The organism is Ruegeria sp. N4 (assembly GCF_056531425.1).
The window spans coordinates 250,389-263,913 of the sequence record NZ_JBQFLT010000004.1; the positions used below are offsets into that span (position 1 = coordinate 250,389).

Genomic DNA, 13,525 nt, shown 5'->3' on the forward strand with positions numbered 1-13,525 from the left:
GCGAAAGGGTCAAGGTCCGGCCCTATTCGGATTCGCGTTCTGGCTGACCGGTTGGGTTGCCCTGACCAGCCCCGGAAGGCGCGGCGGGCGAAGATTCACCGCCGCCGCCCTCTGGCCCGGGCGTTCCGGGATCGCCTGTCGAAGGGGGATCGGGCGTTGGATCCGGTTCGGGCCGCGAGGGCCGCGATGGCTCGGGTTCGCGCGCCCGCGCTTCGCGCCTCTCCGGCCCATCAGGTTTCTCGGGCCGTACCGGAGCAGCCTCGCGCGCGCAGCCTTCGATATTGACCCGCAGCGGGACAAGCAGCCGTTCCTGCGCCTGTATGAACGGGAAGCCGCTTTGGATCGCCTTGTCGTATTGCTCCTGATCGATCGGACGCCCGACACGGCCACGCTGGCTGGTGGCATACAGGCTGCATTGCCGACCGGTAGACCGGCACCCGCCATTCAGACCACACATCTGAACCGTGCCCTGCAACACCAGCATCGAGCTTTGATTGCCCGGCGCGATCCAAATGTCGAAAATCGTACCCCGCACGGCCATGGTCGCCGTCGGAGTGCGGACGGAATACGCCCGTTTCCTGCTTTTACCGGATATGAACCTGAAACTGCCGCCCAGTGCCTGCACCGCAAAGCTTTTGGCCTTGCGATTTCCCCGCAGCATCTTGACGTCCAGCACCATGCTGGCGTTGGGTCCGATGGCGATCTTCGTCTCGTCCACGAAAATCAGCTGCACCACACCACTGCGATCCGTCGAGATCGCATCGCCCGACGCGACCTCCATCCCCATCTTCAACGGCTGCCGGTTTCCGTCACGTGTGATCTCGGCCCCCGGTTTGACCGCCACGACCGTTCCGATATTCGCCAGCACCTGAGACGGAATGATCAGCAGGCAAACCGCAACACAAAACACTTTTAACCAGGCCAACAGTCTTTCCTTCCCCCAAAGGTAATGTCCGAGCGTTCAACGCCCGCTGCCCGGTTTTTTGCCCCCTGCGTAAAGTCTTTGCGCTATCATTTATTTGTTAAATACAGACAAATATGCCGTAAACATCGCATTCTTTGCAAGTATTTCGAAAAACGCCCCTCCCAGACAGTGTTGTGCGGGCCTTGGTGCAAGGACTTCCGTGCTAACCAAACGCCCAACCAACATGTCAGACGCAGCGCTTCGGGATCGAGCGTTTCGGATTGGAGATGTGAGTTCAGAAAAATGACATGGGGCTAAGAATCGACCTTGTATCTCGGTGACATGCACGGATATACCCGTCGGCGGAGACGTGGCCGAGTGGTCGAAGGCGCTCCCCTGCTAAGGGAGTAGGCGGGAAACCGTCTCGAGGGTTCGAATCCCTTCGTCTCCGCCACCCACCCCTATCTCTGCCAGCGCAGTCCTTCTTTCCCTGTTTTCTCCCGTTTTCCCGGGCGCTTGGGCTATGCCATCTGCCAGAGAGACGATCGTAATCCCGTGAGCTGGCGCGATTTCTGCGTAGTGTCTCCGTAGGCACCATCACGCGCTTCGGTTAGGGCCAAAATTCCCTGCTAACAGGGAATTAACAGGGAAATACTTCAGATTTCGGCCCTTTGAGCGATTTCTCGCCCTGAATCATGGCGTGTTATCAATGTGTTGCGCGAGAATTCCCTACGCAAAATATCAGGGAACATTTTCGCGATTATCAGGGAAAATTTTCGGAGGAACAGGGAACGCCACGTCCTGATCAGGGGTGTTACTGACCGCTTTCGAAGCCGTACAATCGGGCCTGAGCGCCCCAGTCGATTGGCACCGGTTTTCGGATAATCCGTTCTAGTGTCAGGTCCGTTGGTTGTCGCCCTTCGAGGATCGCCATTTGGATCTCGGGCGACAAGAACGCCAGCTGCGATCGGGTGCGAATGTAGGATTCTGCATGCCCCGTCGCCACGGCGATCTCTGCAAGGGGCCTGCCGTTGCGCAATTCGGCTGCCCAGACATGTGCGCGGGAAAGAGCGCGAAGGAGCGTGCGATCTGGTCGAGGCTCGCGGTCGCCGATGACGATCCTTCCTTCGACACCGCGTCGGCGAAGTTCGAAGGGAGCCTTGATCGCCAAAACCGCGCGGTCCATCTCATTGGGCTCCATTTCCAACGCCTCGGCTAGACCACCCGCATTCATCCGCAAGACAATGAAGTTCTTCGTGATCTGCCCATCGTCCAAGATCTTCTGCAGAAGATTGGACGCGCCCTCTGAGAGCTGATTGGCGAGCCGTCGTGCCTTCGCCTGAATGGCGCCGTCACGCTGCAGATTGGGTCTTGGGCAAATTCGATGGTCATTGGCCAGTCTGCGGATGCGCTCTGCAATGGCGTTGGCTACAGCCTGTTCCAATGCCGGCGCGGGCAATCGCCAGCCTTGGGGGTCGGTCCCTCCTGAGATCAACCGGTTCGAGACGTAGTATCGGATCTGCCGTCCATGACGCTGGGTGTGCGTCGGGGTAAGCCGGTCTCCGGTTTCATCACGGAGTTTCCCGGTGAGCGGTGCAGTGGGCCTGGTATTGAGTTGCTTGGCAGCGGTCTTTCGACTCCGCGGGCGCGCACTGGCAGTCTCCAGTTTTTCCTGGACCCGTTCCCAAACCGCCTCGCTTACGATCCGCTCATGCTGTCCATCCCAGACTTTGGTCTTGTGGCGGATCTTTCCGATGTAGATCGGGTTGCGCAGAGCCGCATAGATCTGGCCGCGCGAGAATGTATTACCGCCCTGGACCCGCCCGGACTTGAATCGGTGCAGCTTGGAGCGCAGGCCCAACTCGTTGGCGCGACGCATGACAGCATTCAGGCAGCCGAGGTCCTCGTAGAGGGCGAAGATCGTCCGCACTGTTTCAGCTTCGTCTGCGTTGATGACGAGGCCGCGGATCTTGGGATCGGCATGCGGATCGTATCCGAGCGGCGGCACGCCGCCCATCCAAAGACCCTTCTTCTTGGAGGCCGCGATCTTGTCTCGGATCCGCTCAGCCGTCACCTCACGCTCAAATTGGGCAAAGGACAACAGAACGTTGAGCGTCAGCCGGCCCATCGACGAGGCGGTGTTGAAGGCTTGGGTAACCGAGACAAAGGAACAACCGGCGGCATCGAAGCGCTCGACCAGCTTGGCAAAGTCGGCCAGGGATCGGGTCAGACGATCAATCTTGTAGACCACAACCATCTGAACGAGCCCCGCGTCGATGTCTGCCAGCAGGCGCTGAAGGCCGGGCCGGTCGAGCGTGCCGCCGGAGATGCCGCCATCGTCATATCGGGACTTGCCCGCAACCCAGCCTTCGTGCCGCTGGCTGGCGATATAGGCGGCGCAGGCCTCAAACTGGGCATCAAGCGAGTTGAAGTCCTGGTCGAGACCTTCGTCGGAGGATTTACGCGTGTAGATGGCGCATCGGATTCGCGGCTTAGTCACGGTCAGCCCGCCCGCTTCAGACCGAAGAAGCGGGGCCCGGACCATCGGGCCCCGGTGATGGCGCGGGCGATCGGCGACAGCGACGCATAGCGCTGACCTTTCCAGAGAAAGCCGCCCTCGACGACATCGACCACATGGGTCGCCCCATTCCATTCGCGGATCAGACGGCCGCCGGGTTTGAGCGCGGGGCTTGTGGCAGACGGATTATCCCGTGCAGCCTTGGCGAGCTTTGTGACAAAGTCTTTTGGCAACCCGCCACGCCCGCGGGCCTGCACTTCGAAGGCCAGGAACCGGCGCAGGAAGGGACTGCTGAGGCGTTTCGGGACGGGGGTGCCGAAGACCTTGTTCCAGGCGGCGATCAAAGCCGCCCGGTCCATGGTTTCGATCTCGGTCACGGAGAGCTTCATTGGGCGCTCTCCGGGTCGCTGGTGATGCGGTAGACGGCGCTGCCGCCGGGTTTGACGGGTTCCGATCGTTCGACGCTGTACCCTGTCTTCCTGAGCCCGCTCAGCGCCGCTCGGACTTAATGGGCTTGCCAGCCGGTTGCGGACTGAAGGGCGGCAAGATCTGCGCCGGCCTTGCGGCTCAGCAATTTACGCAGGATTGCAGTCTTGCTCACGCGCGAAGGGGTTGATTTGGACTTGGACATTCTTGTTCCTCGGTTTTCGAAGCCAGCGGGATGCCGGCTCTGGTACCGAGATGCGCCCGGGGTCTTGCCGGGCGTGGCAACAGTGACGCTCGTGGCGCGTCGGAAGTCCAGTTCGGAATGGCGCTATTGGCGCAACTTGGAGTCTTCTGGAATTCTTACGCCCATGCGCTCCAGCCGTTCCACCAATTCCTGCCGCTTGTTTTTCTGCTCTTCCTCTTTCGCTTGCACGGCTGGGCCTACTTCCAACATGATCCGGATCGCTTCAAGCAGTGACGGTTTGTGCCCTTTGAGACCGTTGCGGCAGAGCGCAAGATAGGCGGCTTCAATACCGTCCAAACGAACCGTCGTGCCGTCTGGCGCGCGGGCGTCGACGGGCTGGGTCAGAATCTGTGCAGCGTCCATCATGAATTCGGACTTCGTCTTCGGCCGACCCTTGGGATTCCCGGACTGACCCTTTTGCCAACGTGTGGATTTTGGTGGACTGGCGTAGCCGACCTTATTGTCGTTAATCATGGTCTTTTTCTTTCTGCTCCATATCTTTGGCGATCCGCTTGAGGGCGCGGAGAACTTTCTTTTGCTTTTCTTCCGGCGAACAGGCCATGGGGTCTGCGATACCGGACTCATCGATGATGCGCCGCTGCAGAGCCATAGCTTGCTTGTCGCCGTTCAGTGCCAGCTCGCGGAGCTTCCACATCAGCGCATCCCGGATTGGCAGTTTCCGATCGTTGTCTTTCACCCGGACTTTGCGTTTAAGGACCCGGTGCAGCACCGTATTCAGGTCTTCCCGCTTACGCGGGCGACCAAGGGGGTTGCCAGACTTGCCCTTTTTGAACCGGGTGTGTTCAGGCGGGTTCATATAGCCGACCGTAGATGTGTTTTCGTCTGTCATTCGGCAGCCTCTAAATTCGTATCATCGGCTTCGGCTTCGCGGTCGAGTGCAACATCGGCAAACGTCTGATCGGTACAAACCAGACGCGCCGGCTGGCCCGTCTGAGCCTCAAAACGTCGGCAGATCACATCGCAATAGTGCGGATCGAGTTCGATGAGGCGAGCCACACGACCCGTGCGTTCGGCGGCGATCAGCGTGGTGCCAGATCCACCGAAACCGTCGAGCACGATGTCGCCGCGACGGGTCACATCGCGGATCGCATCCGCCACCATAGCCACGGGCTTGACGGTTGGATGCAACGCCAGGTCTTCCTGGTTGCCGCCGAAGCTGTTGACCCCGGCATACTCCCAGACATTTGTCCGATAGCGACCAGTCTCGCCAAGTCCAAAGGTGTTCAGGTGCTTTGCTGTGCCGACCTTGTAGACGAAAATCAGCTCGTGTTGAGAGCGATAGAAGGTGCCCATGCCGCCATTGGTCTTGGCCCAGACCACGAGGTTTTTCAGCTCTGAATAGACGTCAGCACCGGCAGCGCTCAGTTCATCCATGTGGCGCCAGTCCATGCAGACGAAGTGGATCGCGCCATCGAGGCTGACGTCGGCCATGGAGGTGAGAGCATCGCGAAGGAAGCTGGTGAACCCGGCTTTGTCCATCTCGCCTGTCGCCATGGCGAATTCGCGATGCTTGACCTTGCCGGATCCGCAGACATGGCCGTCGATCTTCACTTTGTAGGGCGGGTCGGTGAAGACCGCGCGGGCGCGATCGTCACCCATGAGGCGCCGATAGGTATCTGGATCCAGCGCATCACCGCAGATCAGCTTATGACGTCCAAGCTGCCAGATGTCACTGGGCCGAGTGATCGCGGGGCCAACGGCAGGCTCGTGAACATCGTCGGCCGAGTCACGCTCGCCTTCGTCCTCGTCATCGAGAAGTAGATCGATCTCTGCTGTCTCAAACCCGGTGATCTCGAGGTCGAAGTCGAGCTCCATGTCGGAGAGCGCCTGCAATTCGATCGCGAGGATCTCCTGGTCCCAGCCAGCTCGGCCAGGCGGTTGTCGGCGATGACGTATGCGCGGCGTTCGGCGTCGCTGAGATGTGCCAGTTGGATGACGGGCACTTCGATAAATCCGAGCTTGCGGGCGGCGGCGACGCGGCCGTGACCGGCGACGATACCATCGTCGGCATCCACCAGAACCGGATTCACGAAGCTAAACTGCCGGATCGACGCTGCGATCTGTTCGATTTGCTTGTCCGAGTGCGTGCGGGCGTTCCCCGCATAGAGTTTGAGATCCGCCACCTTGCGGTAGGTGATCTTCAGCCGGAGTGTTTCCGGCAGGGTTGGGCTCTTCACCCGGGTCTTCGCATTTGGCACAGTAGGTCCTCCTTATGCACCACGCCCGCCGGACAGCCCGGAAGGCTTCTTCGAAACTTTCATGCGGTGCTGAACACCGCGGTTTCTCCGTTGATGCGTAAGCAAGACCCTCAGGGGCGCTCACGAAGGATCAGGGTGACCTGATCTGCGAACGGCGCTGTTGCTGCCGTTCGATCCGTCGTTCGGATGCCAGATCTGGCTCTGAACGTCGGGTGAAAAAGAGATGGAGTTGCCTTCAAACAAACGCAAGGAAAAAACTCAAAAGATATAAATGGCTTATACAAAAACTTGGGTGTTCACTGTTGGTTCTGTCGCCAAGGTACTGTCAAAGGAACCTGGGTTGAGGCGGGCAGTAAGTCGATCTAGCGTCTGCGAATGTCGAAGAAAGATCCATTCAAGTACTTCAAAACGAGCCCAGAGATCATCCGCCTGGCGGTGATGCTGTATATCCGTTTTCCTCTGTCGCTTCGGAATGTCGAGGACCTGCTCCACGAATGCGGCATCGACGTGAGCCATGAAACGCGCAGCTTGGCATCTTGTCCGCCGGTCGTGGAATACAGCAGGGAGTTGCAGGCACGGGCGGCCGAGGAAATGGTCACGCTACCGGAGGGCTCAGCGATAGCTGAGATGCTCAGTGACTATGCTGTGATGCGGCAGCAGGCGCGGGTTTGTAGAGAGGCCTGAAAGATGGAGGCTCGGAGTGATTGTGCCGAACGGAACGACCGTAGTCAGGCGATGGGCTTCTGCGGCCAGTCCTTCAGGCGGCCGAGGCGCTCGAGCAGGGATTGCCTGAGATTTTCCCGTCCTGAGCCGTGATGCAGGTGGCGATGACAGTTCGGGCAGCAGGCAACCGCATTGTCGACGGTGTCGGGCCCGCCCTCTGCCAGCGGGCGCACATGGTGTACCTCTAGATACGGTTCGCCGTCGTCGCGCTGGAACGGGGCTTTGTCACCGCAGACCTCACAGGACCCGTCAGCCTGTTCAAGCACCCACGCGACTAAGTTCGGATCCCGGACAAAGCGTTCCGATGAACCACTCGCCCGCTTGACGTCATTCTGTCCCTCAGGAGGTGTCTTGCCCTTCGCGGACGAACGTCTTGCCTTGCGGCGCGCGTTGGCCACACGCTTGTGGAGCTCTTCCTCATCCGACGTTGGGACTTCCGTCCAGACGGATCCACCATTGCGTCCCGTGAAGATACCCTCCAGCTGATCCATTGGTATGTCTGCCGCCTCTGGCGAGCGCACAATCAGCTTCATTCTCTTGCTGTTGTTGCCAGTGGAGTTCGACATGTTCTGAAACGCGGCGGATTGACGGCCGATTGCGAGGCGCAGTTCATTGAAGTCGCTCACTGCAGCCATTCTGAGTGGCCGCGGGTAGCCGTCAGGCCAGACAACGCGTTCAGGTTCAGGCAGCCGTAGCGCCTTCGCACTAGCCACCTGGATCTCGTCCAGGCGCATGCCATGCTCGGCCATGCGCTTCAGGTGCAGAAGCATGCCATCGATGTAGTTCTTGTTCCGGCTGGGGTTCGGGCCATGGTCTGACCCGCCCCGGGACTCAACTGTGAGGGCAAAACCGTCCGGTAGCTTCTCGAGCGTGAATTTCGCATCAAGCTCCTGGCCAGTATCGCTTCTGGGGTTCAGCACATCTTCTCTCCGTAACCGCTCAAGCCATTGATACGCCAAATAGACCGAGCGCCAAGGTGTTCAGAGGATTCTGGCGTGGCTAGGTGTGAGGAGCTGAACGGACATCCGCTCGAATGACGGAAGATGCCTCATCGTCGCCGATCTGCATCTGAATCTCATTCGACCGCAGCCACGCTGATAGGAGGTCGGTTGTGACATTCATCTGATCCGGTTTCCGGAGAGCGCACTCCCAAACTGTGGCGATGCGCCACCCGCCTTCCAGGAGCTTATCGCGAACTGCCTCGTCCCGAGCGACATTTGCGGTGAACTTGGCTTGCCAGAACTCTTGGCGGGTCGATGGACTGGTTGTGTAACGACAGCCCTCATGGCGGTGCCAGAAGCAGCCATGCACGAAGACGATTGCGTGATGCTTTGGAAACACGAGGTCAGGTCGCCCGGGCAAATCTTTCGAATGCAGCCGGTAACGGAAGCCGCAGGCATGAAGTGCCCGCCGAAGCACTAGTTCGGGCTTCGTGTCCTTTCCCTTGATCCCGGCCATCATCCGGGATCGGGTCTGTTTGTCGACGATATCGGCCACGTGCACCCTGGTCTTCGATCTGGAACCTAGTATACACCGACTGAATGAAGTTCGTCAGGAGCCTGATTTGCCTTCGACTTTCGGCATCGTTGATCTGTTCGCCGGCCCCGGCGGACTTGGTGAGGGGTTTGCATCCCTTGTCGAGGACGGACATGCGCCGTTCCGGATCGGCATCTCGGTCGAGAAGGAGGCATCGGCTCATCGCACACTGAGGCTGCGAGCGTTCCTGCGTGAATACAAGGCACGTCAAGGCGCCTTGCCCGATCAGTTCATCGATTTCCATGCAGGGCTTGTCCCCGAGCCGGATTGGTCAATAGTCGACGCAGAAGCTTGGCAGCTTGCCCTCGATGAGGCTCGTGCACTCGAACTTGGAACTGAGGCTGCTGCGAAGGCGATTGACGGTGCCATCGCGAAGCTGCGCAAAAACTATGACGATACAATTCTCATCGGCGGGCCGCCCTGTCAGGCTTATTCTCTGGTTGGGCGCGCCCGAGCCAAGGGCAAGATCGGCTATGTGCCTGAAGATGATGAGCGGCATTACCTATTCCGAGAGTACATCCGCGTGCTCGAAAGGCTTCGTCCCGCCGCTTTCGTCATGGAAAACGTCAAAGGCATGCTTTCCTCGACTGTTGAAAGTCGACTTGTCTTCGAGATGCTGATGGAGGACCTGTCCTCACTTGGTACGGGCCAAGATCATCACTACGACTTGCTGGCAGTGCGAGTGGAAGACGGAAAAGCTAGCCTGCAAGAAGCAGTACGACCGTCTGATTTCATCGTGCGTGCTGAAGAATTTGGAGTGCCGCAACGACGTCACAGGGTGATCATCGTCGGTATCCGATCCGATATTGCGGGCAAGGCAACCCGCGCCGAGATTGCCGTCTCGGGTCTGACGCGGACGGTTAGCGACGTCATCGGGACAATGCCCGACGTACGCAGCGGTATTAGCCGTGGTCGAGACGATTCATTAGCGTGGCGAGAAGAAGTTGTCGAAGCGGCTAAATTAATGGCCGACATACACAAGGGAAAAGAGAACGCTCCTCTTCGGCAGGCATTCTCATCCGTTGCCAAGCAAATGATGTCACGGGCTCCGAACCGTCGAACTGCGTCATGTCTGCCGGATGGATACGGTAACTCAAACGATGAACTATTGAGCTGGCTTGAGCGGCCAGAGCTAAGTGCTATCACCCAACACGAAACTCGCGGGCATATGGCCTCGGACCTCGGGCGGTATCTCTTCGCCGCTGTATTCGGCTCAGTGCATGGCTACAGCCCGAAGGCTGCCGATTTTCCTCTCGCGCTCAGCCCAGATCATCGGAACTGGCACAGCGGCGTATTCAATGATCGATTTCGAGTCCAACTTGCCGACGCGGCCGCGACTACGGTAACCAGCCATATTTCGAAGGATGGACATTATTTCATACACCCCGATCCAATCCAGTGCCGCAGCCTGACCGTGCGCGAGGCTGCACGCCTACAAACATTCCCCGATGACTACTTGTTCATGGGCAACCGAACGCAACAGTATGTGCAGGTTGGTAATGCGGTGCCTCCGTTTCTTGCTATCCAGATTGCTAGACTCCTGAATGCAATTCTCAACTAGCTTAAGTGATCTTTGAGCAGCCTGACTTCGCTCACCAACTATTGGGATTTCTTAGTACCTTGCGGCTCTGATAGCGGAGGCATCCTTTGCTGAAATGGTCAAAACATCTTCGGGATTTGCACAATCAACGATGGTGGGCGAGTGGGTAGCAATAAATATCTGACCAAACTTGCGCGCGGCCAATTCAACCATGCGGACCTGAAGTTCAGGATGGAGATAGATGTCCGGCTCATCCAAGACCAAGACAGACTTATCGGAACCACGCATGAACTGTAAAACCATTTGCATCCACACCTGAAGGCCAAAACCTGACCAAAACATCTCTCTTGGGATTCCCTCTTCGAAAAACATCATCTCCATCGGCTCCCCAGGGCTCAAAACCCTCGGGCGCTCCAACGATATTTCTGGCCATGCAGATGACACTGCCTCAGAAAATTCGTCAAACTCATCTTCTGTTTTTCGAATGAGGATATTTCTCAGATGTCGATGAGCGGTGCGGGTATTCTCGCTAGTTGAGACCGTTTTGTCGGTCAAATATTGTTCATTCTCTTCAACTGGACCCAAAGTTGGAACGACAACCAGGGACAATGGAAACTGACGCCGAAAGGCAGATGTCGTTCGAGGAAAGGGCCCGTCACAAAGGAGATAGGCCTTAATTGGTTGATCTGGATGCAACAGGATCACAAATTGAGATCCGTTTTTCAGTGATAGCCGAACTGAAGCTGGGTTATCAGAGTAGTTCCATGCAATATTATCGATTGGAATTTTTAACGTACTGGTTGGCATGGTAAAGCTTGCACAGCTTCTTCCCTCGAACTCGGACATTTCAGGTTTTCTTCTTGACGCGTACCTGAGCACGTCGTGAGCGACCCGGAGCGCGTCAAGAATGCTTGACTTTCCAGCGTTGTTTTTGCCGGTAAGAATGTTTGTAGCTCCACAGTCAATTCTGAAGCTTCGAAATTTTTTGAAATTCTTCAGTTGGATGGAAGCGACATGCTCGCAAGTTGTTGTGTTGCTTTTTAGCGTCTCTTCTTGCTTGCTTGCATTCGAGGTATCGGGCGTGACGGAAACAGTGCGATCAATTCTATCTTGTGGGGCAGGCTGGCCATCGTGGCAACTCTCCGTTGCAAGTGTCGTCCCAGTGTCTAGGTCGTCTAATGACCAATCGACTTCGTGATGATCCCATCTAGTCTGACTAACCATGATGAATTCACCTTTCGAGGTTTCCGCTTGCCTCGCTCGATGGTAGTCCTCGGCCGCAACCTCCGAACTGAACTCCGAGAGGGAAAGTTCTGAAAGATCTTCCGAGGAAGTCTCATGATCCTTGGTCGGTCCATGATTATCTCGGCCCATTTTTCGGTCATTTGGCATGGTCTCACCTGTTGACAATCTCGGTAAATGCCGGTCTGCGATTTTCCTCGTCCGGTTGGCAAAGGTGGAGTGAGATTCCGTTCAATGCCAACTCGAAAGATGAGACTTTGGTACCGTCTTTGAATTGTGATTTTTGACTGTTCACCAGTTCAACGACGGCAATATTTCTGTAGGGATCCGGCTCACGTGTGCAAAGGCCAATTCATATCTTCTCATGTTAATTCTCCCGCAGTTCATCAATTCCTCCATATTGTTCGGGAAAAGCGACTAGCTTTATTTTATTCCACGTTTCGAGTCTTTTGGCGACTTCTGAAAATTGCTGACCTGGAGCGATCCTATTAAACTCGGAATTCACAATTACTGCCCAGTCCCAAAGCAGATCCCGGAACTCTGCTGAGATGCCTTGTCGCATCCAGATCTTCTCAAGGTCGAGCCTGTCTCCAATCCGGTCTGCGACAACCGCAACAACGTAGGTAGCAATATTTACATAACCTTGGCGGAAGATTTCTTTTGCGTCTTTTGTCTTGATCATACTCTCAATGGCTTTGAACACGATAACCTTTGCAATCATTGCGCGAAACCACTTTGCATTGAGCGGACTAGGAGCGATGTTTGGATCCTCGTCAAGCGCTGCCATGAGGGCTGCGAAGTTCTTTTCGCCGCCAAGCGCGACCTGGTTTGGCTTTCCGCGCCACGCCTCATGGTATTTTGCAAGGTCGTTCTTTGTCAGCTTGCGCCTCGGTGGGATCATCTCCTTCAGCTTGCGGCGTTTAGCAGGGGTAGTGCCCTCTCTCAGCAGCATGACGTTGTAGGCTCCAGCCGCCCGCTCATAGAACCAACGGGTAGCGCCATCAGGACACCAAGTGTCGTTTGCAAGTTTTTCGAGCTCTCGATGGAATGGGCGATTTGCCGAGAGATCTGACATTTTAACTGCGTTTTGACTGTTTGCATAACGCGAGACGTTACTGATTAACCGCTCACGCGCTTCGTCTTGTGAGGCCTTGAGAATGATGATCTTGGCCGGAACCATGACATGGCTCAGATCTATGGTACGGTCGTCGCGCGACGCGAAATAGATGCTCGATGTCGTCTGGCCACCGTTCACGATCTGCAATCCCTTCATGAACGACAATCCCAGATTACCGTCATCAGTACGCTCGAACGCAGCCTCGTCGCAGACTAGGACCAGGCCGTTATTGAATGCGAGAAAGTGCTCCGGTTCCTTTCGTAGAGTTTCGACGATACCTTTGTTCACTGCACGTTTGTTTCCCAGGAACGTGCGAATGTTGGCTTCGAGTAGCGTTGTGCCGTAACGAAGATAAAGATCTCGAATTAGTTGCCCCGGAATGGCAGTCAGGGCGTACTCGTAATCCGCGTCAGGATCAGGAACGTGAACACAAGGTAGAGGTTGACCTATCGACTGAACAAAACTTACTGCGAGTTCATCCCTTGGTTTTCCTTCGGTGTGTCGAAACAGCCGCTCAATATCCATGGCCTCCACGGCCACCATCTTTTGATGAACCTCTTTGTTCGAGAAACGCTTGGTTTTGGTTCGTCCATCTGTGATCACGAAAACCCGTAAGCGGTCGATGTCGTGCCATCGGGAACGGATGGTTGCAACGAGGTCCCTGACCGGGTGGGTAGGATCAATTTTCGCGTCAAGCTGGCCACTCGCAGCGCGAAAGAGGAAGCGCACGCCTTCGCTGGCCGTTCTTGTGGCATCTGAGTCACGTAGATCGTTTAACTCATTTGTTCCAAAATAGTGGGTCACAAACAGGTCGAGCGCCGTTTCATCGGAGCTGAGGGCATAGCCGGTTATGCGCAACTTGGCGTTACCGACCTTGCCGTTCCAATGACAAACGGTGGGCGCGTCGCATATCCCGGTTTCTGCCACGTGCTCCATGACCATTTCGGCAAAAACGAGCTCCTCAGAAGGGAAGGGACCCTCTCCATCCGAAACACGTTCGGCGATGATCGTCTGCATGTCGGAACGAAAATTGTAGTGAAATTCTTCAAGACTCAT

At 56.6% G+C, this 13,525-nt stretch carries 12 protein-coding genes, 1 tRNA gene and 2 pseudogenes; 3 read left to right on the forward strand and 12 right to left on the reverse strand.

What is annotated here, in order from left to right:
• Positions 1-22: 22 nt before the first annotated feature.
• Positions 23-925 carry a FecR family protein gene (locus tag ACR0LW_RS09145; RefSeq protein WP_480627070.1) on the reverse strand — a complete coding sequence of 301 codons (903 nt, stop codon included), beginning with the start codon at positions 923-925 and terminating at the stop codon, positions 23-25.
• A 343-nt stretch (positions 926-1,268) separates the two neighbouring features.
• Here ACR0LW_RS09145 and ACR0LW_RS09150 point away from each other — a divergent pair.
• Positions 1,269-1,358, forward strand: a tRNA-Ser gene (locus ACR0LW_RS09150).
• Positions 1,359-1,718: 360 nt separating this feature from the next.
• On the opposite strand, the gene ACR0LW_RS09155 is transcribed toward ACR0LW_RS09150, so the two are convergent.
• The 7 genes and pseudogenes from ACR0LW_RS09155 to ACR0LW_RS09185 all read right to left on the reverse strand — a co-directional run.
• Entirely contained in the window at positions 1,719-3,404 is a 1,686-nt protein-coding gene (locus ACR0LW_RS09155) for a recombinase family protein (RefSeq protein WP_480882359.1), read from the reverse strand.
• A 2-nt stretch (positions 3,405-3,406) separates the two neighbouring features.
• Positions 3,407-3,811 (reverse strand): DUF2924 domain-containing protein, encoded by a 405-nt coding sequence (locus ACR0LW_RS09160; RefSeq protein WP_480882360.1) that lies wholly within the window; start codon positions 3,809-3,811, stop codon positions 3,407-3,409.
• Between the two features lie 116 nt (positions 3,812-3,927).
• Positions 3,928-4,053: a DUF3489 domain-containing protein gene (locus tag ACR0LW_RS09165; RefSeq protein ID WP_480882362.1), complete on the reverse strand. Its 126-nt coding sequence runs from the start codon at positions 4,051-4,053 to the stop codon at positions 3,928-3,930.
• 123 nt (positions 4,054-4,176) lie between these two features.
• Entirely contained in the window at positions 4,177-4,566 is a 390-nt protein-coding gene (locus tag ACR0LW_RS09170) for a DUF5681 domain-containing protein (protein WP_480882363.1), read from the reverse strand.
• Positions 4,559-4,942, reverse strand: a complete 384-nt coding sequence (locus tag ACR0LW_RS09175; protein ID WP_480882365.1) for a DUF5681 domain-containing protein — start codon at positions 4,940-4,942, stop codon at positions 4,559-4,561. The genes ACR0LW_RS09170 and ACR0LW_RS09175 overlap by 8 nt, the downstream gene beginning before the upstream one ends.
• A complete protein-coding gene (locus tag ACR0LW_RS09180) occupies positions 4,939-5,928 on the reverse strand; it encodes a DNA-methyltransferase (protein ID WP_480882366.1) in 990 nt (329 codons plus the stop codon). Before ACR0LW_RS09180 ends, ACR0LW_RS09175 begins: the two co-directional genes overlap by 4 nt.
• 128 nt (positions 5,929-6,056) lie before the next feature.
• A pseudogene (locus ACR0LW_RS09185) lies at positions 6,057-6,311 on the reverse strand (ParB/Srx family N-terminal domain-containing protein); the annotation flags it as partial.
• A 375-nt stretch (positions 6,312-6,686) separates the two neighbouring features.
• On the opposite strand from ACR0LW_RS09185, the pseudogene ACR0LW_RS09190 reads away from it, so the two are divergent.
• Positions 6,687-6,833: pseudogene (locus ACR0LW_RS09190) on the forward strand (IS6 family transposase); the annotation flags it as partial.
• Between the two features lie 206 nt (positions 6,834-7,039).
• Here the strand turns inward: ACR0LW_RS09190 and ACR0LW_RS09195 are convergent.
• Both ACR0LW_RS09195 and ACR0LW_RS09200 read right to left on the reverse strand, forming a co-directional pair.
• The gene (locus ACR0LW_RS09195) at positions 7,040-7,954 is read right to left on the reverse strand and encodes an HNH endonuclease (protein ID WP_480882368.1); all 915 of its coding nucleotides are present in this window, start codon (positions 7,952-7,954) and stop codon (positions 7,040-7,042) included.
• 79 nt (positions 7,955-8,033) lie between these two features.
• Positions 8,034-8,531 carry a very short patch repair endonuclease gene (locus ACR0LW_RS09200; protein ID WP_480882369.1) on the reverse strand — a complete coding sequence of 166 codons (498 nt, stop codon included), beginning with the start codon at positions 8,529-8,531 and terminating at the stop codon, positions 8,034-8,036.
• A gap of 67 nt (positions 8,532-8,598) precedes the next feature.
• Here ACR0LW_RS09200 and ACR0LW_RS09205 point away from each other — a divergent pair, with 67 nt between their 5' ends.
• Positions 8,599-10,131, forward strand: a complete 1,533-nt coding sequence (locus ACR0LW_RS09205; RefSeq protein WP_480882370.1) for a DNA cytosine methyltransferase — start codon at positions 8,599-8,601, stop codon at positions 10,129-10,131.
• Positions 10,132-10,182: 51 nt separating this feature from the next.
• On the opposite strand, the gene ACR0LW_RS09210 is transcribed toward ACR0LW_RS09205, so the two are convergent.
• Entirely contained in the window at positions 10,183-11,502 is a 1,320-nt protein-coding gene (locus tag ACR0LW_RS09210; RefSeq protein WP_480882371.1) for an ATP-dependent nuclease, read from the reverse strand.
• A gap of 217 nt (positions 11,503-11,719) precedes the next feature.
• A complete protein-coding gene (locus ACR0LW_RS09215; protein WP_480882373.1) occupies positions 11,720-13,525 on the reverse strand; it encodes an AIPR family protein in 1,806 nt (601 codons plus the stop codon).

Coding starts and splice junctions, on each gene's coding strand:
- ACR0LW_RS09170 (WP_480882363.1), bottom strand. CDS start 4,566: ATGATTAACGACAATAAGGTCGGCTACGCCAGTCCACCAAAATCCACA.
- ACR0LW_RS09215 (WP_480882373.1), bottom strand. CDS start 13,525: ATGAGTCTTGAAGAATTTCACTACAATTTTCGTTCCGACATGCAGACG.
- ACR0LW_RS09175 (WP_480882365.1), bottom strand. CDS start 4,942: ATGACAGACGAAAACACATCTACGGTCGGCTATATGAACCCGCCTGAA.
- ACR0LW_RS09180 (WP_480882366.1), bottom strand. CDS start 5,928: ATGGAGCTCGACTTCGACCTCGAGATCACCGGGTTTGAGACAGCAGAG.
- ACR0LW_RS09165 (WP_480882362.1), bottom strand. CDS start 4,053: ATGTCCAAGTCCAAATCAACCCCTTCGCGCGTGAGCAAGACTGCAATC.
- ACR0LW_RS09160 (WP_480882360.1), bottom strand. CDS start 3,811: ATGAAGCTCTCCGTGACCGAGATCGAAACCATGGACCGGGCGGCTTTG.
- ACR0LW_RS09210 (WP_480882371.1), bottom strand. CDS start 11,502: ATGCCAAATGACCGAAAAATGGGCCGAGATAATCATGGACCGACCAAG.